General features: G+C 67.9%; 14 protein-coding genes. 8 read left to right on the top strand and 6 right to left on the bottom strand.

Going from position 1 to position 20,155, the window contains the following annotated elements; genetic code table 11:
- Nucleotides 1–64: 64 nt before the first annotated feature.
- Nucleotides 65–385 (top strand): ArsR/SmtB family transcription factor, encoded by a 321-nt coding sequence (locus BGP17_RS09730; protein ID WP_286711840.1) that lies wholly within the window; start codon nt 65–67, stop codon nt 383–385.
- Here BGP17_RS09730 and BGP17_RS09735 read toward each other — a convergent pair.
- The 4 genes from BGP17_RS09735 to manD form a co-directional block, all read right to left on the bottom strand.
- Nucleotides 364–1,287 carry a 1-phosphofructokinase family hexose kinase gene (locus tag BGP17_RS09735; protein WP_286711841.1) on the bottom strand — a complete coding sequence of 308 codons (924 nt, stop codon included), beginning with the start codon at nt 1,285–1,287 and terminating at the stop codon, nt 364–366. The two genes, BGP17_RS09730 and BGP17_RS09735, sit on opposite strands and share 22 nt — an antisense overlap.
- Nucleotides 1,287–2,288 carry a P-loop nucleotide/nucleoside kinase family protein gene (locus BGP17_RS09740; RefSeq protein WP_286711842.1) on the bottom strand — a complete coding sequence of 334 codons (1,002 nt, stop codon included), beginning with the start codon at nt 2,286–2,288 and terminating at the stop codon, nt 1,287–1,289. Before BGP17_RS09740 ends, BGP17_RS09735 begins: the two co-directional genes overlap by 1 nt.
- A gap of 81 nt (nt 2,289–2,369) precedes the next feature.
- A complete protein-coding gene (locus BGP17_RS09745) occupies nt 2,370–3,506 on the bottom strand; it encodes an endo-1,4-beta-xylanase (protein WP_286711843.1) in 1,137 nt (378 codons plus the stop codon).
- A gap of 16 nt (nt 3,507–3,522) precedes the next feature.
- Complete coding sequence (gene manD, locus BGP17_RS09750; protein ID WP_286711844.1) at nt 3,523–4,734, bottom strand: D-mannonate dehydratase ManD; 1,212 nt, start codon at nt 4,732–4,734, stop codon at nt 3,523–3,525.
- Between the two features lie 132 nt (nt 4,735–4,866).
- Here manD and BGP17_RS09755 point away from each other — a divergent pair, with 132 nt between their 5' ends.
- The gene (locus BGP17_RS09755; RefSeq protein WP_286711845.1) at nt 4,867–7,023 is read left to right on the top strand and encodes an alpha-glucuronidase family glycosyl hydrolase; all 2,157 of its coding nucleotides are present in this window, start codon (nt 4,867–4,869) and stop codon (nt 7,021–7,023) included.
- 96 nt (nt 7,024–7,119) lie between these two features.
- Here the strand turns inward: BGP17_RS09755 and BGP17_RS09760 are convergent, their stop codons facing one another.
- Entirely contained in the window at nt 7,120–8,139 is a 1,020-nt protein-coding gene (locus BGP17_RS09760; protein ID WP_286711846.1) for a cupin-like domain-containing protein, read from the bottom strand.
- A gap of 35 nt (nt 8,140–8,174) precedes the next feature.
- Here BGP17_RS09760 and BGP17_RS09765 point away from each other — a divergent pair, with 35 nt between their 5' ends.
- On the top strand, nt 8,175–8,903 hold the full coding sequence (locus tag BGP17_RS09765; RefSeq protein ID WP_286711847.1) for a DUF6445 family protein: 729 nt from the start codon (nt 8,175–8,177) through the stop codon (nt 8,901–8,903).
- A 56-nt stretch (nt 8,904–8,959) separates the two neighbouring features.
- Here the strand turns inward: BGP17_RS09765 and BGP17_RS09770 are convergent, their stop codons facing one another.
- Entirely contained in the window at nt 8,960–12,292 is a 3,333-nt protein-coding gene (locus BGP17_RS09770) for a TonB-dependent receptor (protein WP_286711848.1), read from the bottom strand.
- Between the two features lie 272 nt (nt 12,293–12,564).
- Here BGP17_RS09770 and BGP17_RS09775 point away from each other — a divergent pair, with 272 nt between their 5' ends.
- The 5 genes from BGP17_RS09775 to BGP17_RS09795 are packed head-to-tail and all read left to right on the top strand — an operon-like array spanning nt 12,565 to nt 20,120.
- A complete protein-coding gene (locus BGP17_RS09775; RefSeq protein WP_286711849.1) occupies nt 12,565–14,019 on the top strand; it encodes a tryptophan halogenase family protein in 1,455 nt (484 codons plus the stop codon).
- A complete protein-coding gene (locus BGP17_RS09780) occupies nt 14,016–15,443 on the top strand; it encodes a tryptophan 7-halogenase (RefSeq protein WP_286711850.1) in 1,428 nt (475 codons plus the stop codon). The genes BGP17_RS09775 and BGP17_RS09780 overlap by 4 nt, the downstream gene beginning before the upstream one ends.
- A complete protein-coding gene (locus BGP17_RS09785) occupies nt 15,440–16,957 on the top strand; it encodes a tryptophan halogenase family protein (protein WP_286711851.1) in 1,518 nt (505 codons plus the stop codon). The genes BGP17_RS09780 and BGP17_RS09785 overlap by 4 nt, the downstream gene beginning before the upstream one ends.
- On the top strand, nt 16,954–18,459 hold the full coding sequence (locus BGP17_RS09790; protein WP_286711852.1) for a tryptophan halogenase family protein: 1,506 nt from the start codon (nt 16,954–16,956) through the stop codon (nt 18,457–18,459). Before BGP17_RS09785 ends, BGP17_RS09790 begins: the two co-directional genes overlap by 4 nt.
- Nucleotides 18,456–20,120, top strand: coding sequence for a glycoside hydrolase family 43 protein (locus BGP17_RS09795; protein ID WP_286711853.1), 1,665 nt, complete (start codon nt 18,456–18,458; stop codon nt 20,118–20,120). Before BGP17_RS09790 ends, BGP17_RS09795 begins: the two co-directional genes overlap by 4 nt.
- Nucleotides 20,121–20,155: the final 35 nt, after the last annotated feature.

A 20,155-nucleotide genomic window follows, 5' to 3' on the forward strand; every position in this document is an offset into this window, starting at 1 on the left:
TCCTTTGTCTTTCCCGCAAGATAGCGGTTGCAACCGGCGTTGCGGCGCCCTAGCTGTTCGCCCCGTGAAGAACGAAATGATCGCCGTGGTCGATCGCGCCTCGTCGTTCCTGAAGGCGCTGTCGGGTCGAAGCCGTTTTCTGTTGCTATGCCACCTTCTCGATGGCGAGAAGTCGGTGGGCGAACTCGCGCGCCTCACCGGCGCGCGCGACACCGCCGTGTCGCAGCAGCTCGCGCTCCTGCGTCGCGAGGGGATGGTCGCCGCGCGTCGCGACGGCCAGATGATCTTCTATTCGCTGGCCAGCGACGAGGCGCGGCACATGCTGGAAGCGATGCACAGCCTGTTCTGCCGCGCCGATGCGGCTCAGGAAACCGTCCCGGCATAGAGCCGTTCCACGTCTTCCTTGCGGGCCAGCTCGGTCGCGGGGGTCATCAGCGTCGCCGCGCCTGCGGCGATGCCGTAGCGCAAGGCTTCCTCGATCCCCTTGCCCTCGGCCGAGGCGAGGATGATAGCCGCCACCATCGAATCCCCGGCGCCCACCGTGCCCTTGGCTTCCACGGGGATAGCCGGCAGGCGCAATTCCGCGTTCTCGCCAACGAGGAGCGCCCCGCGTTCGGCGAGCGAGATCACCACCAGTTCGGCAAAGCCGCGATCGTGCAGCGCGTGCGCCGCCGCCATCTCGTCCGCCTCGCCGGTGATTTCGCGCCCGAGCAGGTCCGCCGCCTCGCGCAGGCTCGGCTTGATCAGCCATGCGCGGGCGCCTTCGCACGCAGCCAGCGCCGGCCCCGAAGTGTCGATAGCCAGCTTCACGCCGGCCCGGTGGCAGCGTTCGGCGATGCGCTTCAGGATCGCCGGGTCGCAGCCCGGCGGCAGGCTGCCGCTCACCACGATGTGATCCGCGTTCGCCACGCCGAACAGCGCGTCGAGCAGCCTGGCCTGTTCGTCCGCGCCGAGTTCGGGGCCCGGCAGCACGAAGCGATACTGGTCGCCCGGCCGGCCTTCGTCGACGGTGAAGCTCTGGCGGGTCGTGCCCGCGATCGGCACCGGCAGGATCGGCACCCGTTGATCCTCCAGCAACGAGACGATCGTCGCGCCGGTGGGGCCGCCGCTGGGGAATACCGCCATCGCCCGGCCGCCGAGATGCGTCACCACGCGCGCCACGTTGATCCCGCCGCCGCCCGGATCGAAGCGCGGCGCGGTGCATCGGAGCTTGTGCCCCGGGCGCACCTTCTCGGTGCAGGTGGTTACGTCGAGCGCCGGGTTGAGCGTCAACGTCGCGATCGTCATCAGCGCGTCCGGTCCAGTGCGGCGCGCGCGGCGGCGACGATCAGCTCCTGCGGGCGGTTCACGCGGATGCGGTGCCAATGGATCTCGCCGACCGAGCGGCGCGACTGCTCGCGCACCACTGCCTCCGTCGCGTCCGAGGCGTCGTTCGTGCGTGCGTTCACCCGGGCGATCCGGTCGCGTTCGGGCGCTTCCAGCCAGATGCCGGTAAACGCCGCCCGATAGCGATCGGCCAGCGCCTCGGCCACGTCGCGTTCGCTGCGGCTCATGAACACCGCGTCGAGGATCACGCTGTTGCCGCAGGCGAGGTGATCGTCGGCGGATTCGAACAGGGCTTCATACGTCTCGTCGTCATTGTGACGCGTGTAATGCCTGGGCGGCAGCCTGGTTTCCGGGCCCACGCCGGCCAGCCGCTTGCGGAACACGTCGGAGCGCAGCACGCGGGCGCCGGGGAGGCGGCCGATCCGGCTGCCGAGCAGCCGCGCCAGCGTCGACTTGCCGGTGCCCGAAAGCCCGCCGATCACCACCAGCCGCGGCCTGGCGGGCGCAAGCAGGCTGTCGGCCAGTTCGGCGTCGCCGTCCGCGCTTGCGCGCAGCGAAAGATAGAGCGGGAGCAGCGACCAGCCGGCGGCGCCCTGCGGCGCGATGTCGAGATAGCGGTTGGCCAGCGTGTTCGCCTCGCCCGCCATGCCGCCGCGCATCACTTCCAGCACGGGCCCGGCGAAATCGTGGAGCAGGTCCGCCGACTCGCCCATCACCGCGCGCACCCGGCCGGCGGCGATGCGGCGGGCAATCGAATCCTGGTGGCGGGCAAGCTCGGCGCGCTGGGCATCGCTGGCGGCAGCGAGCGCGAGCGCTTTCCGAAAGGCGGCGCCGTCGCCCTTGGGCGATGCGGCGTGGCGCGCGGCGATACGGTCGGCAAAGGCGTGCAACTGATCCGGGTCGAGATCGCCGGCCAGCAGCGCCTCGAAGCTTGGTTCCTGGCTCGCGGCCACCGCCGCCATCGTTCCACCCCTCGTTCCGGATCCTTCGAATCAGCCCCTAGCATGAGTTTCCTGAACGATCTTGGACAAGATCGACCTAATCTATCGTGCCACGGCGCCCGCAAAGGCGTCGCGGATCACGCCATAGAGTGCCTTGGGCCGATATTCCGCATCATAGGGCGTCGCGCGCTGCCGCGTCCCGTCCTTGCGCGGCGTGAAGCCGTTGAGCCAGGTGAAGCGATCGCACATGCCCCAGGCCAGCACGTCCCTGAGCTGGGGATAGGAGAACAGGATCTCGAGATAGGCCGCGGCATAATTGGCGACGATCCCGTCGCGCACCTTCGCATCGGTCGGCAGCGCCTTGTCGTTCACGTCGAATTCGGTGATGGCCAGCTTGTAGCCCATCTGCACCGCGCTATCGAGGAAGCCGCGCCAGGGCCCTTCCTGCCGGTGCACCAGCGCGCCCACCGTGCCGTCGCCGGTCAGCCCGATATGCGATTGGACCCCCAGCGTGTCGCAGGGGATGCCGCGCTTGCGGAACCCCTCGAGCAGCTTGAGCACGCCGGCGCGGTGCCCTTCATTGCCGGGCTCCCAGCTCATATAGTCGTTATAGACCAGCTCCACTCCCGGCGCATGTTCGCGCGCGGTGTGATAGGCGAAGTCGAGCATCGCCTCGGTCCCGCCAAATGCCCTGGAGAGCGACGAGGTACGCAGCGCACCCGTGCCTTCCTCCACTGTCTCGTTGACCACGTCGAAGCTGACAATGCGGCTCGCATAGAGCTTGCATAGGGTGCGGATATGCGTGCCCAGGATGCGCTCGGCTTCCTTTGCGGGGCTGGCGCCGAAATCATGGTCGTTCAGCCATTTCGGGAAATATTGCGTCTTGTGCCACAACAGCGTGTGGCCGCGCATCGCCATGCCGCTCGCCTCGGCATAGTCGAGCATGTCGGAGAAATGGTCGAGGTGGAAGGTCTTGGCATCCGGCCGGATCGCCTGCCACTTGAACTCGTTCTCGGGCACCAGCACGCCGCAATCGCGCTTCAGCAGCGCGGCATATCCCGGATTGGCGAAGGAACCGCGATCCGCGCCCGGCGGGCCCCAGGCGACACAGGAACCGAAACGCATGCCCTTGGCCTTGGCGACGGCGTTCAGCCCCTCGGCCGCCTGCGCGATCGCGGGGAAGGGCAGGGCCAGCGCGGCGCCCGTGCCCAGCAATCCACGGCGTGTCAGTTCGATCATCGCAAGCCTCTCCCGCTCACCAGTTGAACAGCGTTCCGTCCTCGAGCCGAGCGACGGGGAGATAGGCGCGCCGATATTCGTATTTCGCCGCCAGTTCCTCGTCGATCTCCACGCCCAGCCCGGGCGCGTCGCCCGGATGCATCATCCCGTCCTTGAAGCTGTACGCATGGGGGAAGACCGCATCGGTCTTCGCCGTGTGCGGCATCAGTTCCTGGATGCCGAAATTGGGCACCGACAGGCCGAAATGCAGCGCTGCCGCCATGCACACCGGCGACAGGTCGGTCGCGCCGTGGCAGCCGGTGCGCACCTGATGGAGGTCGGCGAACGATGCGATGCGCCGCATATGGGTGATTCCGCCCGCATGGACGATCGTCGCCCGGACATGGTCGATCAGCTGCTCCTCGATCAGCTGCTTGCAGTCCCAGATCGTGTTGAAGATCTCGCCCACCGCCAGCGGGGTGGTGGTCTTCTCGCGGATCAGGCGGAAGCCGGCCTGGTTCTCCGCGGGCGTCGGGTCTTCCAGCCAGAACAGGCGATAGGGCTCCAGCTCCACGCCCAGCCGCGCCGCCTCGATCGGAGTCAGCCGGTGGTGGACGTCGTGGAGCAGGTGCACGTCCCAGCCCAGCACTTCGCGCGCCCTTTCGAACAGGGGCGCGACCGAGCGGAGATATTTCTCCGTCGACCACAGGCTCTCGGTCGGCAGCGCGCCGTCCGCCGGCTCGTAGCGCTGGCCCGGCTTGGCGACGCCATAGGTCGATTTCAGCCCCGGCACGCCCGCCTGCAGGCGCACTGCCCTGTAGCCCTGCTCCACATGCCGCACGGCCTCCGCGATCGTCTCCTCGATCGTCGTGCCATTGGCATGGCCATAGACCATGCAGCCCTCGCGGCTCGCCCCGCCGAGCAGCTGGTAGAGGGGCAGGCCCGCCACCTTGGCCTTGATGTCCCACAACGCCACGTCCACCGCGGCGATCGCGCACATCGTCACCGGGCCGCGCCGCCAATAGGCGCCCTTGTAGAGATACTGCCAGATATCCTCGATCCGGTGCGCGTCGCGCCCGATCAGGCAGGGGATGACGTGATCCTGCAGATAGCTGACCACCGCCAGCTCGCGCCCGTTGAGCGTCGCGTCGCCGATGCCGGTGGTGCCGTCCGCCGTTTCGATCTTGAGCGTCACGAAATTGCGGTCGGGGCAAGTGACGATCACGCGCGCGGATATGATCTCGGCCATGACGTGCCCTGCTTCCCCTTCCTGTCCGGCGCATCGTCCGTCGCGCGCCTTCATGCTTGGTAGCGCTACCATTGTTGCCCTGTTACAAGCTTGTCAACGGCGGCGTATGACCGCGCACTGGTAGGAAGAGCGATGCTTCGGAAATTGCTGGCTATTTTGTCTGCGTTTTTGTGTTTCGGCCTTGCGAATCAAGGCTATGCCGAAGACGGATATGATCTCTGGCTGCGCTATCGGCCGCTCGAATCCGTCGCGAAGGCGCGGTATGAACCGCAGATCGGCGGCATCGTCGCGCCCGGCGACAGCCCGACGATCCGCGCTGCCGTCGACGAGCTCCAGCGGGGCTATCGGGGGATGTTCGGCGGGAACCTGACGCAGCAGGGTGCCGAGCTTCGGGACGGCGCGGTGCTGGTCGTCCGCGCCGGCTCGCCGTTGGTGCAAGGGCTCGACTTGCCGTTCGCGAAGCTGGGCGGGGAGGGCTATCTCCTCCGCAGCGCCACGGTGCAGGGCAAGCGCGTGACCATCATCGCAGGCAACCGCGATATCGGCGCGCTCTACGGCGTGTTCCGTTTCCTGAAGCTGCTCCAGGCCGGCCAGCCGATCGACAAGCTCGACATCGCCGACGCGCCCAAGCTCCAGGTCCGCGTCCTCAACCATTGGGACAATCTCGATCGCCATGTCGAGCGCGGCTATGCCGGCCAGTCGATCTGGGACTGGCAGAAGCTGCCGCGCTTCAAGGACCCGCGCTACACCGACTATGCCCGGGCCAATGCCTCGATCGGCATCAACGGCACGGTGCTGACCAACGTCAACGCCAATGCCGATATCCTGCGCCCCGACTATCTGCAGAAGGTGAAGGCGCTGGCCGACGCCTTCCGGCCCTATGGCATCAAGGTCTATCTCACCGCGCGCTTCTCCGCGCCGATCGAGCTGGGCGGGCTCGCGACGGCCGATCCGCTCGACCCCGCGGTGCGCGCCTGGTGGAAGGCCAAGATCGACGAGATCTACGCCGTCATCCCCGATTTCGGCGGCCTGCTGGTCAAGGCCAATTCGGAGGGCCAGCCGGGCCCGGCCGATTATCATCGCACCCATGCCGAAGGGGCGAACATGCTGGCGGATGCGCTCGCCCCGCATCGCGGCATCCTGATGTGGCGGGCCTTCGTCTATGCCGCCGAGAATGCCGAGGACAGGCACAAGCAGGCATATACGGAATTCCAGCCGCTCGACGGCAGGTTCCGCGACAATGTCCTCGTCCAGGTCAAGAACGGCGCGATCGACTTCCAGCCGCGCGAGCCCTTCCATCCGCTGTTCGGCGCCATGCCCAGGACGCCGCTGATGATGGAATTCCAGATCACCAAGGAATATCTCGGCTTCGCCACGCACCTCGCCTATCTCGGCACGATGTGGGAGGAGGTGCTCGAGGCTGATACCTTCCGCCCGGCCAGGGGCACCACCGTGGCCAAGGTGATCGAGACGCCGGTCGATGCCGGCGCGGCCACCGGCATGGCGGGCGTCGCCAATATCGGCAGCGACCGCAACTGGTCGGGATCGCAATTCGACCAGGCCAATTGGTACGCCTTCGGGCGTTTCGCCTGGGACCCGGACGCGAAGGCCGAGGCGATCGCCCGCGATTGGGCGCGGATGACCTGGGGCGGCGATCCCGTGGTGACCGATACGGTCGTCCGCATGATGATGGGCTCGCGCGAGGCGGTGGTCGATTACATGACGCCGCTCGGCCTCACGCATCAGATGGCGACCGGCCATCATTATGGCCCGGGGCCCTGGGTCGCGGACCTCAAGCGGCCCGAATGGAACCCGGTCTATTATGCGCAGGCCCGCCCCGACGGCATCGGCTTCGACCGCACCGCCAAGGGCAGCGACGCGCTCTCCCAATATGCGCCGCAGGTCGCGAGGAACTGGGGCAGCCTGGCGACGGTGCCGGACGAACTGCTGCTCTGGTTCCACCATCTTCCCTGGGACCATCGGATGAAGTCCGGGCGCACGCTGTGGGACGAACTGGTGGTCCGCTACGATGCCGGGGTGGACCAGGTCCGCCGCATGCAGGCCGATTGGGCCGGGCTGCGCGGCAAGGTCGACGAGACTCGCTGGGCCGAGGTCCGCGACTTCCTGGCGATCCAGCTGGACGAGGCGATCTGGTGGCGCGACGCTTCGGTGGCGTATTTCCAGTCGATCGCGAAGCGCCCGCTGCCGGAGGGGCACAAGCCGCCGGCCCATGATCTCGATCATTACAAGGCGATCACCACGCCCTATGCGCCGGGGCAGGGGAAGTAATTCGCTCTGTCTTCCTCGAGGGGCGTGGCGCCGACATTCATATTCGTCATCCCCGCGAAGGCGGGGATGACGGTGTTTGTGGAATGGGGCATGACCTCAAGGCCTGGCCAGCCCCCGCGCGAGATATTGCTTGATGTACTGGCGCAGCTGCGGCGTCGGTTCGCCGAGCACGCTGCGATGCTCGGGCGCCAGGTGCGCGGCCGGATCGCCATGTTCGCGGAAGACGAAGGTGTCGAAATATTCGGACCAGGCCGCGCGCCGCTCGGGTGGCAAATGGCTGAGCGCCAGCACCGCATAGACCATCGCGTCGAACCGCGCGTCCTGGTCGGGCGAGTCCGGCCACCAGAAGTTCACCAGTATGTTGAACGGCGCGAGCGCCTCCACCTGGTGCCACCAGAGCGCAGGGACGTAGATCGCGTCGCCCGGTTCGAGCTCGGCCGTCCGCGCCGCCGCCAGCGCGTCGCGGAAGCGCGGAAAACGCGCGAAGTCGGGGGCGGCGATGTCGACCATGCTCAGGGGCTGCCCCGCCACATTATGGTCGAGCGGGCCGATATAGAGGTTCGCCGTCTGGTCGGGCGGGAACAGCGTGAAGCGCCGCCGCCCGGCCGCGACGCAGGCGATATTGTCCGATGCGTCGAAATGCGTGGCGATGCTCGTCCGGTTGCCGATCCAGATTCGTGGCTCGGCGCCCGTGCCGAACAGGGCGGGCAGGGCATTGGCACCGGCAAGGCCCGGCAGCGCCCGGGCCGTCTCCACCGCGCCGGCATAGACGGCCGGCGCATCGTCGCGGCCCTGCAATTGCAGCACATAGCGCAGCAGGTCGGCGAAGCGGCCCTTGCGCCGCTCGAAATTGAAACCGCGCATGTCCTCGGAATAGAAGAAGCGGCCCCGGATCGCCGGCGGGCCGACGAATGCCTCCGCCGTAGCGCCGCGATCGAAGCCGAGCAGATAGTCGCACAGGGCCTGATCCGACTGCCGGCCGGCCGCCACGAGCGGCCAATCCTTGGCCACGCCGCGCAGCACGACGGGCGCATAGCCCCGGACGAGCGCGGCCAGCCCGGGGGCGTCCAGCGGCCCCTCGACCTCGCGGATCCGTGTTTCCTCCCGCCCCGACATTTTCGCTATCCTGGAAATGCGCTGGTCATATCCGGGTGGTTCGTGTCCCCGGCATGTCCGTGTCGTCGCACGATTTTTCGCTCAGCCCGCGCCCCGCCGCCCGGCTCTCGCGCCTGGGGCGGGAAGGGGAGCCGCTGCTCTGCCTCGACGGGCTGATGCGCACGCCCGCGGCGCTGATCGACTATGCCGCACGCGAGACCCGGTTCGCGCCCGTCCATGGTCCGCAGGGCGGCTATCCTGGCATCCGCGCGCCCGCGCCGCTCGATTATGTCGAGGCAGTGGTCCGTGCGCTCGATCCGGCGGTGCGCGATGCGTTTGGGCTGGGTGCGGTCCGGCTGGGCCGGGCCGAATGCAATTTCTCGCTGGTCACGCTCGCGCCCGGCGCGCTCCTGCCGTCGCAGCGCGCGCCGCACATCGATACCACCGATCCGCTGCAATTCGCCTTCCTGCACTATCTGTGCGGTCCGGAGCAGGGCGGCACTGGCTTCTATCGCCACCGCGCCACCGGCTTCGAAGCGATCACCCCCGAGCGCGCGCCGCGCTACGAGGCCGCGCGCGCCGCCGAGCCGGTGCCGGCGCCGGGCTATATCCGGGGCGACACGGCGGAATTCGAACGGATCGCCGCGGTGGACGCCGCGTTCGACCGGCTGCTCGTCTATCGCAGCCGCCAGCTGCATTCGGGGCTGGTCGCGGGCGCCGGCTCGGCCGATCCGCGCCATGGCCGGCTCACCGCCAACATCTTCCTGACCTATCGCCCGGCCTGAAAAAATCGGCGCCGCCGGCTGGGAACCGGCAGCGCCAGGCTGGGTGTTTCGCAGGGTCAGAAGTTGAAGCGCGCGATCGCGGCGAAGCGGCGGTCGTTCATGTACCAGCCGCGCGGCACCTCCACATATCCCTTCGGGTCGCCGATCTTCGTGATCACCGCGGTGGTGCGGGTGATCTCGTTGGTCAGGTTCGAACCCTGGACGCCGATCTTGATCTGCGGCGTGATGGTGAAGAAGATCGACGCGTCGAGCTGGCCGGTCGCCTTGTTGATGATCGGGTCGTTCGGCACGATCACGTCGCGGATCGTCAGCACGAAGTCCGATCGCCACGAATAGCTCGCCCGCAGCGACACCGGACCATAGTCGAAGAACGGGGTGATGTTCACCTGGTGCTTCGAGAGGCCTTGCAACGGCAGCAGCGAGAGGTCGACCGTGGTGACGCGGCCGGCGGCGACGTCCGGATCGGTTTCCGACAGCGTCGACTGCGGCACGCCCGAACTGTCGATGAAGGTGTAGTTCGCCTGCAGGCCCAGGCCCTTCAGCGGCCCGGGCAGGAAGTCGAACGTCTGCTGATAGCCGACTTCGACGCCCTTGATCTTGCCCTTCTGCGTGGCGTTGATCGGCGTGGTGATCACCACCGGATAGGTCTGGCCGTTGTTGGTCAGGTCCACGCGGCGGGTGTTGTTGGTCACCACGCCGTCGAGCACCTTGTAGAAGGCCGAGACGGTCAGCGAGCCGACGCGCGAGAAATACCATTCCGCCGTCAGGTCGAAATTGTCGGCCTTCACCGGCATCAGATAGGGATTGCCGGCGGTGGTGACGCCTTGCAGGCGGAAGCTGCCCGGGATGAGCGTGCCGCTGGAGTCGACATTCTGCACCGCGCTCAGATTGGCCTGGAGATAGTTGCGGATATAGCCGGTCTGGGGGGGCGACACGCCCTTGAAATAGGCGGCGCGGAACTGCAGGCCGCCGCCCACCTCGAGCTTGAAGTTCACGCTCGGCAGCCAATAGTCATAGTCGAACTGGACGTGCGACGGGATCAGCGCGCCGTTGACGAAGGCGCGTGCCTTGTCGCGGGTCGTCTGGTCGAACGAGCAGAAGGGCGAAGCCGTCTGCCCGGCCGGCGGCGGCGTGGCGCAAGTCGTGTCGGTCGGCAGCGCCGTGGTGTTGCTGAACGAGATATAGCCGTCCGTCGAGCGCTTGGTCTTGGTGTAGCGCACGCCGACATTGCCGGTCAGGTGCAGCCCGCCCAGATGCGTGTCGATGCGCGCCATCAGATAGGCGGCATAGTTGCGCTCGCGGATCGGGTTGATCTCGTCGGGCAGGAACGGCGTGCCGGAGATCACGCCGCAGCGATTGGCCAGCGCGTTCCAGCCCGCATTGACCGTCCGCCCATCGGCGGCGCACGTGGTCGTGCCCTGCCATTCGCGCGCGATCGCATTGGCATAGCGCACCATCGCGTCGTAATCGCTGACGGTGTTGCCCGAATAATAGAGGCGTCCGTCGCCGCCGAGCGGATTGGTCACCTGGCCGCGGAAGAAGTTGTTGAAATAATAGGGCGAGTTGGCGTTGAACGGCTGGCCGTCGGTGCGGCTGGCATTGTTGCCGTTCACCGGCATGTCCATCCACACGGGGCCGTTATTGCCCCATTGTTCGGAGAGCACGCCCCAATTGTAGCGCGAGAAGCGCGAGACCTGGTCGCGATCGGCATAGCGCACGCCGCCCTGGATCGACTTCAGGAAGCTGCCCTCGGGCATGGCATAGTCGAGGTCGAGGCGGAAGGCGTCCGAATTGCCTTCGCTCTGCTCGATATGGTCCATCGCCGCGCGCGGGAAGTTGTTGAACGGATCGGTGAAGCTGGTGTGGCCGGCGCCGAAATAGTTCGGCGTATACTGGTTGGGGTTGCCGCCGGCGCGGCAGTCATTGTCGGTGCCCTGCGCGTCCTGCATGTTGGCGGCCGGGCCGCTGCAGACCTGGGGCGGCAGGAAGGCCACGGTCGGGAAGTTCGAGCCGTTCAGCCGGATCGACGCGTTCTGATAGGTCGAGTTCCACACCGTGTTGTCGAGCAGGTTGGTGCTCGACTTCACATGCTGATAGTCGAAGACCACGCCCAGCCGCTCGCTGGCGTTCCACTTCAGGTTGAAGCCGTAATCGTCGGTGACGAGCTTCTCCTGGTGGTCGCGGCGCTGGTTGTTCGACTGGAGGCCCAGCATCGGCACGCGCGGGATCAGGCCGCTGTTGCCACCGCCGATATTCTGGTCGCCGCGCCAGCCGGTCGGGCCGGTGATGGTGCCGCTCACGAACATGCCGTCGCTGTCGAAGTCGAGCGTGGTGCCCGGCACGCGGCGGGAATCGCCGTTGGACGACACGTTGTCGGTGGCGATCTCGATCGTGCGCTCGGTCCAGGCCTGGCGCGCGTCGGAGCGCAGGAACTGGGCGACTGCCTCGATCGAGCCGTCGTTGCTGCGATACTGGAGCGCCGCAGCATAGCCGTAGCGCTCGCGGTTGAACTCCTGGCGGCCCATCACCGCACCGCGCGGGAAATAGACCTGGCGCTGGACCGTCGCGCCATTGCCGTTGTTGATGACGTCGCCGTCCGAATAGAGGTTGCGGATGCGGAAGCTCGAGACCTGGAAACGGTCCGACTGGCTCTTCAGCTGCGAATAGGAGAAGTTGCCGAGGATGCCGATCTCGCCGATGCCGGTCTCCCAGCGGTCGCTGACCATCAGCGAGCCGGTCGGCGTCCATTCCTTCTTGTAGTCGCCGTAATTCGCCTCGAGCGAACCGGCGATCATCAGGCCCTTCTTGTTGTCGAACGGCTTGCGGGTGCGCAGGTTGACCACGCCGGCGATGCCGCCTTCGATGCGGTCGGCCGAGGGCGACTTGAACACGTCGACGCCGCCCATCATTTCCGAGGGCACGTCGGCAAAGCTGAGCGAGCGGCCGTTATTGGCGGTGAATGCCTCGCGCCCGTTGAACTCCGAGCGGACATAGGTGAGGCCGCGCACCACGACGCCCGAGCCCTCGACCGAGAAGTGATCGGGATCGACGCCGGCGGCGAAGCGGTTGATCGACACGCCGGGAATGCGCTGCAGCGTCTCGGTCACCGAGCGGTCGGGCAGGGCGCCGATGTCCTCGGCGGTCACCGAATCGACGATCACGTCGGCATTCTTCTTGAGCGTCTGCGCGCTCTGCAGCGACTGGCGATAGCCCTGGACGACGATCGTGTCTTCCGGGGTCTGCGCATCGCCCGCGGCAGTGTCCTGCGCCCAGGCCGGCGCGGCGACCGACAGGCAGGCGAGCGCGGCGGCGGAAACGCCGGCGCGCAGCGCCCCCGTGCGGAACCTGCCCGCCTTGCTCGCATGATGAATAGAATCGTGCTTTCGCATCGCGCTGTCCCCTCCCGTGTTAGCGCTACCATATATTGGCGCGTTTCTTGTTTGGGCTGAACCTAAAGTAGGAGTTATCGAAAGATCAAGCCGTCTTGTGATGCTTCGACGCAAGCCACGGATTTGTGGCGATTTCGCAACGGTTTCGTTGCGTCGCGGCACGGATCCCGCATCTGCGAAGGGCGGATTCCAGCTTCGAATCGTGCCCGGATGCGATTGACGATTTTGCGACGGGAGCGCTAACATTCGCGGCGGAGAGGGGCATCGCAAGCATGCTGGCAGCGCGCATACTCGTGGTCGGCGGGGGCACGGCGGGGTGGATGACCGCCGCGGCGCTGGCGCACAAGCTCGCCGGCACGCCCGCGCGGATCATGCTGGTCGAATCGGCCGAGATCGGCACGGTCGGCGTCGGCGAGGCGACGATCCCGCACATCCGCCATTTCAACGCGACGCTCGGCATCGACGAGGCCGATTTCCTTGCCGCCACCAGGGGCACCTACAAGCTCGGCATCGAATTCGTGGACTGGGGCCGCAAGGGCGATTCCTATATCCATCCCTTCGCGGAATTCGGCGCGCCCATCGGCGGGGTGCCCTTCCACCAGCAATGGTGCGCCGCGCGCGGGGAAGCCGGGCCGTTCGAGGCATATTCGCTGCCGATCCAGGCCGCCCGCCGCGGGCGTTTCCGCCGGCCCGATGGCGATCCCTATAACTATGCCTATCAGTTCGATGCCGGCCTCTATGCGAAGTTCCTGCGCGGCTATTCGGAAGCGCGCGGCGTCGTCCGGCGCGAGGGCAAAGTGATCGATGTCGCGCGCGACGGCGAGAGCGGTTTCGTCCGTTCGGTCACGCTCGAAGGCGGCGAAGTGCTCGAAGCGGATCTGTTCGTCGACTGTTCGGGCTTTCGCGGCCTGCTGATCGAGCAGGCGCTCCACGCCGGCTACGAGGAATGGACGCACTGGCTGCCCTGCGACCGGGCGATCGCGCTGCCCTGCGCCAATGTCGGCCCGATCGCGCCGCTGACCCGCGCGACCGCGCAGGATGCCGGCTGGACCTGGCGGATCCCGCTCCAGCATCGCACCGGTAACGGCCATGTCTATGCGAGCGGCTTCACCAGCGACGAGGAGGCGCTGCGGACCTTGCTCGGCGCGATCGCCGCACCGCCGATGGCCGATCCCAACCGCCTTCGCTTCGTCGCCGGCAAGCGGCGCAGGCAATGGGTCGGCAATGTCGTCGCGATCGGCCTGTCCTCGGGCTTTCTCGAGCCGCTGGAATCGACCAGCATCCATCTGATCCAGCTGGCGATCGGCCGGCTGCTCGACCTTTTCCCCACCCGCGACTGGGATCCGCTCGACGCGGCCGAATTCAACCGGCTGATGGCGCTCGAATATGAGCGGGTCCGCGATTTCCTGATCCTGCACTATCATTGCACCGAGCGCGACGATTCCGAATTCTGGCGCCATTGCCGCACCATGCGCCTGCCAGATTCTCTCGCATACAAGCTCGCCTTGTTCCGCGAGCGCGGCGTGGTGGTCCAGTATCGCGAGGGCACGTTCCTCGAGCCGAGCTGGCTCGCGGTCTATCTCGGCCAGCATGTGACGCCGCGCCGCTGCGATCCGCGCGCGGGCGGAGCGGGCGCCGCTGCCGCCATGGCCGCGATGCGGGCCGGGATCGCCGCGACGGCCGAGGCGATGCCGGCGCATGAAGCCGCGCTGGGGATGCCGGCATGATCCGCGACATCGGCATCGGCATCGTCGGCGGCGGCGTCGCCGGCTGGATGGCGGCGCTGGCACTCGTCCGGGCGCTCCCCGGCATCCGGGTCTCCCTGATCGAGACCGAGGGCCCGGACTGGAGCCTCGGCCCCTTCGGTCCCGCCGAGGCCAGCCTGCCGGATTTCCCCGCCTGGCTCGGCGATCACGGCGTCGACGAAGGGGCGCTCCTCCGTGCCGCGCGCGGCAGCTTCTCGCTCGGCACCGCCGTTTCCGGCTGGGCGGCGCGCGAGGCGGACTGGTTCCTGCCGTTCGGCACGATCGGGGCGCCGCTCGCCGGCATCGCCTTCCACCAACTCGCCGCCCGTATCCGCGAGACCGGCCGGGCGCTCCGTCTCGCCGATTTCTCGCTCGCCGCGGTCGCCGCCGCCGCGGGTCGTTTCGCGCGGCCGAGCCCGGATCCGCGCTCGATCCTGTCCAGCTATGGCTATGGCCTGCATCTGGATCGCGCCGGCCTGGCTGCCGCGCTGCGTGCCGCTTCCGGGCTGGAGCCGGCCGGTGAATTCAACCGCGCGATCGTCGACGGTGCCGTCACCGCTGTCGAGCTGCGCGACGGCAGCCGGGTGGTCGCCGATCTCTGGCTCGACTGCTCCGGCCCGGCCGCGCTGCTCGCCAGCCGGCTGGACCAAGGCTGGGAGGACTGGTCCGCCTGGCTTCCCTGCGACCGCGTTGTCGAGACCTGGATCCAGATGGAAGGCGTGCCGCCGCCCCACGCCCATGCCGGCGCCTTCGAGGCCGGCTGGCAGCGCACCGTGCCGCTGGTCGGCGGGCAGGGCGGGGCGCTGTTCCATGCCGCCGCGCTGCTGCCCGATCAGCCCGGCGCCATCCCGCTCGCCCAGGGGCGCCGCGCGGCCGCCTGGACCGGCAATGTCGTCGCGCTTGGCGCCGCGGCCGTGCTGGTCGAGCCGCTCCATGGCTGGAACCTCGCGCTGCTCGCGAATGCGCTGGCCCGGCTGATCGGCCTGCTCCCCGCCGCGCCGGGCGGTCCCGAGCCAGCCGAATATAGCCGCCTGGCCGCCGCAGAGGCCGATAGCGTCCGCGATTTCGCGATCCTCCACTACAAGACCAATGGCCGCACCGGCGAGGCATATTGGGATGCCGCTCGCGCCATGCCCGTCCCGGAGGCGCTCCGGCGCAAGCTCGATCTCCATGCGAGCCGGGGCCGCGTGCCGCTGGAGGATGGGGAATTGCTCGGGGCGGACGACTGGATCGCCGCGCTCGACGGCCAGGGCGTGCGCCCGCGCCGTTACGATGCGCTTGCCGATGCCATGGCCGAGCCGCGGCTGCTCGACCATGCCGAGCGCGTCCGCACGCTGATCCTGGACGCCGTCCGCGCCATGCCTCATCACGGCGCCACGCTCCGCGCCGAAGGACTGATCGCATGACCGCTCCCGCGCCGATCCGCCGGATCGTCATCGTCGGGGGCGGCACCGCCGGCTGGATGGCGGCGGCCGCGCTCGCCCGGCTGATCCCCGCCGGCGTCTCGGTGACGCTGGTGGAGTCGGAGGAGATCGGCACGGTCGGCGTCGGCGAGGCGACGATCCCGCCGATCCGCAACTTCAACGCGCTGCTTGGCCTCGACGAGCGCGACTTCCTCAGCCGGACCCAGGGCACGATCAAGCTCGGCATCGCGTTCGTGGACTGGACGCGCGAGGGCCATCGCTACGTCCACCCCTTTGGCGAGTTCGGCTTCGATGTGGAGGGCGTGAAGTTCCACCAGATCTGGCGCAAGCTCCACGCCGAGGGCCGCGCCCGCGAGATCGACGCGTACAATGTCTGCGCGCTGGCGATGGCGGCGGGGCGCTATCAGCCCCCGGTCGCCGATCCCGGCTCGATCCTGTCGCGCATGGCCTATGCCTATCAGTTCGACGCTTCGCTCTATGCGAAATATCTGCGGGCCCATGCCGAGCGGCGCGGCGTCGTCCGGGTCGAGGGCAAGGTCGCGCAGGTCCCCCTGCGTGCCGGGGACGGCTTCATCGAGGCAGTGGTGCTCGAAGGGGATCGCCGCGTCGAAGGCGAGCTGTTCCTCGATTGCACCGGCTTCCGCGCGCTGCTGATCGAGCAGGCGCTGGGGGCCGGTTGGGAAAGCTGGGCGCACTGGCTGCAATGCGACCGCGCCGTCGCCGTGCCCAGCGCCAGCCCGGGCCCGGAGATCACGCCCTTCACGCGCAGCACGGCGCACCGGGCCGGCTGGCAATGGCGCATTCCGCTCCAGCACCGCGTCGGCAACGGCCATGTCTATTGCAGCGCCGATATCTCGGACGACGCGGCCTGCGAGACGCTGCTGGCGAACCTTGACGGCGCGCCGCTGCGCGATCCCTTCCTCCTCAGGTTCGAGGCCGGCCGCCGCAAGCGGGCCTGGCACCGGAACTGCGTCGCGCTCGGCCTGTCCTCCGGCTTTCTGGAGCCGCTGGAGTCCACGTCGATCCACCTGATCCAGTCGGGCATCCACAGGCTGATGGCCTTGCTCCCCGACAGCGGCTTCTCGCCCGTGGAGCGCGACGAATATAACCGGCTGACCGACGCGCAGATGGAGCAGGTCCGCGACTTCGTCATCCTGCACTACCACGCCAACGAACGGCGGGACGGTGACCTGTGGCGGCGCGTCCGCGAGATGGCGATCCCGGAGACGCTCCGGCGTAAGCTCGACCTGTTCCGCGGCCGCGGCCGCTTCTTCCGCCATGAGGACGAGCTGTTCGCCGAATCGAGCTGGATCGCAGTGCTGCTGGGGCAGGGCGTGATCCCGGCCGGCTGGGATCCGCTGGCCGACGGGCTCGACGAGAACAAGCTAGCCACCAGCTTCGAGCGCATCCACGAAATGTTCGCTCGCGCCGCCCGGGCGATGCCCCGACACGAGGAATGGCTCGCCCGCAACGCGCCCGCAGGGACAACCGCATGACCGATGACCGCAACATCCGCTCCATCCTCATCGTCGGCGGGGGCACCGCCGGCTGGATGACCGCCGCCACCTTCGCCCGTATCCTCGGCCCCGATTATGCGAAGATCACGCTGGTCGAGAGCGACGAGATCGGCATCATCGGCGTGGGCGAGGCCACCATTCCCCAGATGGCCACCTTCAACCGCATGCTCGGGCTCGACGAGGACCAGTTCGTCCGCGAGACCAAGGGCAGCTTCAAGCTCGGCATCCAGTTCGTGAACTGGGGGCGGATCGGGCATCGCTATTTCCATCCCTTCGGCCGCTACGGGCTCGACATGAAGGGGGTGTCCTTCCACGCCTATTATCTCCGCCTGCGCCAGCTGGGCGAGGCGCCGGACGTGGACGCATGGTCGCTCCAGGCGATGGCGGCGCGCGACGACAAGTTCATGCGCGGGATCGATGCGGGCAACTCGCCGCTCTCCGACATCGCCTATGCCTATCATTTCGATGCCGGCCTCTATGCCAGGTTCCTGCGCCGCTATGCCGAGGAACGCGGCGTGGTCCGCCGGGAAGGCAGGATCGTCGACGTGAAGCTGCGCGGCGAGGACGGCTTCGTCCAGTCGGTGACGATGCAGGACGGCAGCGAGATCGCGGCCGACCTGTTCGTCGACTGCTCGGGCTTTCGCGGCCTGATCATCGAGCAGGCGCTGAAGGCGGGCTATACCGACTGGTCGCAATGGCTCCCCTGCAACCGCGCCATCGCGGTGCCCTGCGCCAGCGTCGATGCCTGGACGCCCTATACCCGCTCGACCGCCCATGCGGCAGGCTGGCAGTGGCGCATCCCGCTCCAGCACCGGATCGGCAACGGCCATGTCTTCTCCTCGAACCATATGTCCGACGACGAGGCGACCGCGATCCTGATGGCCAATCTCGACGGGGAGCCGCTCGCCGATCCGCGCACCGTTCCCTTCACCACCGGCCATCGCAACCGGATGTGGGTGAAGAACTGCGTCGCCCTCGGCCTGGCGGGCGGCTTCCTCGAGCCGCTGGAGAGCACGTCGATCTGGCTGATCCAGTCGGGCCTGTCGCGCTTCCTGACGATGTTCCCGGACCGCGACTTCAACCAGGCCGACATCGACCGGTACAACCGGATCATGCAGACCGACTATGAGGAGATCCGCGACTTCCTCGTCCTCCACTATCACGCGACCGAGCGCACCGATTCCCCCTTCTGGGACTATTGCCGCACGATGGAGATCCCCGAGCGGCTGGCCGAGAAGATGCGCGTGTTCCGCAGCCATGGCCGCGCATTCCGCGAGAATGAGGAGCTGTTCAACGACACCAGCTGGTTCGCGGTGATGCTGGGCCAGCTGATCGAGCCCGCGTCGCACGATCCGGTGGCGGACGTGATGCCCCTCGACGAGACGCGCGCGCGCCTCGCCCATATCCGCGAGGCCGTCGCCAACAGTGCCGACTATATGCCGAAACACCGCGACTTCATCCGGGAGCATTGCGCCGCATGAGAAACCCCTCGACTGCCTTCGCCGCGCTGCTCCTGGCCGCCCCCGCCGCCGCGCAGCCGGTCGCGACCTTTCCGTCCTTCCAGTATAGCGGCAAGGACGCGCCCGACGGCGTGCCGCTGCGGCCCGGCGCGTATCGCAACCCGATCCTCAGGGGCTTCTATCCCGATCCCAGCGTCACGCGGGTAGGGGAGGATTTCTACCTGGTCACTTCCACCTTTGGCTGGTTCCCCGGCATCCCGGTCTTCCACAGCCGCGACCTGGTGAACTGGACGCAGATCGGCAATGCGATCGATCGGCCCGGCATGCTCGATTTCAAGCGGCTCGGCCTTTCGCGCGGTGTCTTCGCGCCCTCGATCCAGGCGCGGGACGGCGTCTTCTACCTCCTCAACACCTGCGTCGATTGCGGCGGCAATTTCCTGCTCACCGCGCGGAACCCCGCCGGCCCCTGGTCCGATCCGGTCTGGCTGCCTGACCTGGAGGGCGGCATTGATCCCTCGATGTTCTTCGACGACGACGGCCGGACCTGGGTGGTCAATAACGGGCCGCCCGAGGGCACGCCGCTCTATCCCGGCCACCGCGCAATCTGGGTGCAGGAATTCGACCGCAAGGCGCTGAAGACCTTCGGCCCGCGCAAGGTGCTGGTGAACGGCGGGATCGACCTGGCAAGGAAGCCGATCTGGATCGAGGGGCCGCACATCTTCAGGAAGGACGGCTGGTATTATCTCAGCTGCGCCGAGGGCGGCACCGCCGAGGGGCACAGCCAGGTGATCCTGCGGGCGAAGAGCGTCACCGGTCCGTACGCGGCGTGGAGCGGCAACCCGATCCTCACCCAGCGCGATCTGCCGCGCGATCGCCCGAACCCGATCACCTCCGCCGGCCATGCCCAGCTCGTCACCACGCCCGACGGCAAATGGTGGGCGACCTTCCTCGCCGTGCGGCCGTACGAAGGCGATTTCTATACTACCGGGCGCGAGACCTTCCTGCTGCCGGTGGAATGGAAGGACGGCTGGCCGGTGATCCTGCCGCCCGCCACGCCGATCCCCTGGTCGCATGCCCGCCCGGCGCTGCCCGCCGGCAAGGCGCCGGTCCCGACTTCGGGCGCGTTCACGATCCGCGACGATTTCCGCGGCAAGCTCCCGTCCTACTGGATGATGCTGCGCAACCCGCGCGAGGACTGGTACCGCACCGGTGCCGCCGGCCTGATGCTCGAGGCGCGGCCCGTCGGCCTGGGAGACAATGGCAATCCGTCGTTCCTTGCCCGCCGCCAGCAGCACGTCGATGCCGTCGCCGAGACGGTGGTGCGGTTCGCCCCCGAAAAGGACGGGGACCGCGCCGGCCTCGCCGTCCTGCAGAACGACGATTACTGGTTCTTCGTCGGGAAGAAGCGCGTCGCTGGCAAGGACGTGATCACTCTCGACCAGCGCGAAGGGCCCAACGCCCCGAAGCTCGGCAGGACGCTGGCCACCGCGCCGGCGCCCACCGGTCCGGTCCGCCTGCGCATCGCGGTGCAGGGCCGCAGCTACGCCTTCAGCTATGCTGCCCCCGGTGCCAAGCCGGTGTGGAAGCATCTCGGCAAGGTCGAGACCGACAGCCTGACGACCAAGGTTGCCGGTGGCTTTGTCGGCTCGGTGTTCGGGGTCTTTGCGGGGCGGGGGGAATGACCCCTATCCCTCTCCCGCAGGCGGGAGAGGGTTGA

This window comes from Sphingomonas sp. 67-41 (assembly GCF_001899725.1).
Taxonomy (GTDB): Bacteria; Pseudomonadota; Alphaproteobacteria; order Sphingomonadales; family Sphingomonadaceae; genus Sphingomonas; species Sphingomonas leidyi.

Excerpts from the sequence above, each read along its gene's own strand:
- BGP17_RS09735 (WP_286711841.1), bottom strand. The coding sequence starts at position 1,287 with ATGACGATCGCGACGTTGACGCTCAACCCGGCGCTCGACGTAACCACC.
- BGP17_RS09740 (WP_286711842.1), bottom strand. The coding sequence starts at position 2,288 with ATGGCGGCGGTGGCCGCGAGCCAGGAACCAAGCTTCGAGGCGCTGCTG.
- BGP17_RS09745 (WP_286711843.1), bottom strand. The coding sequence starts at position 3,506 with ATGATCGAACTGACACGCCGTGGATTGCTGGGCACGGGCGCCGCGCTG.
- manD (WP_286711844.1), bottom strand. The coding sequence starts at position 4,734 with ATGGCCGAGATCATATCCGCGCGCGTGATCGTCACTTGCCCCGACCGC.
- BGP17_RS09755 (WP_286711845.1), top strand. The coding sequence starts at position 4,867 with ATGCTTCGGAAATTGCTGGCTATTTTGTCTGCGTTTTTGTGTTTCGGC.
- BGP17_RS09760 (WP_286711846.1), bottom strand. The coding sequence starts at position 8,139 with ATGTCGGGGCGGGAGGAAACACGGATCCGCGAGGTCGAGGGGCCGCTG.
- BGP17_RS09770 (WP_286711848.1), bottom strand. The coding sequence starts at position 12,292 with ATGCGAAAGCACGATTCTATTCATCATGCGAGCAAGGCGGGCAGGTTC.
- BGP17_RS09775 (WP_286711849.1), top strand. The coding sequence starts at position 12,565 with ATGCTGGCAGCGCGCATACTCGTGGTCGGCGGGGGCACGGCGGGGTGG.
- BGP17_RS09780 (WP_286711850.1), top strand. The coding sequence starts at position 14,016 with ATGATCCGCGACATCGGCATCGGCATCGTCGGCGGCGGCGTCGCCGGC.
- BGP17_RS09785 (WP_286711851.1), top strand. The coding sequence starts at position 15,440 with ATGACCGCTCCCGCGCCGATCCGCCGGATCGTCATCGTCGGGGGCGGC.
- BGP17_RS09790 (WP_286711852.1), top strand. The coding sequence starts at position 16,954 with ATGACCGATGACCGCAACATCCGCTCCATCCTCATCGTCGGCGGGGGC.
- BGP17_RS09795 (WP_286711853.1), top strand. The coding sequence starts at position 18,456 with ATGAGAAACCCCTCGACTGCCTTCGCCGCGCTGCTCCTGGCCGCCCCC.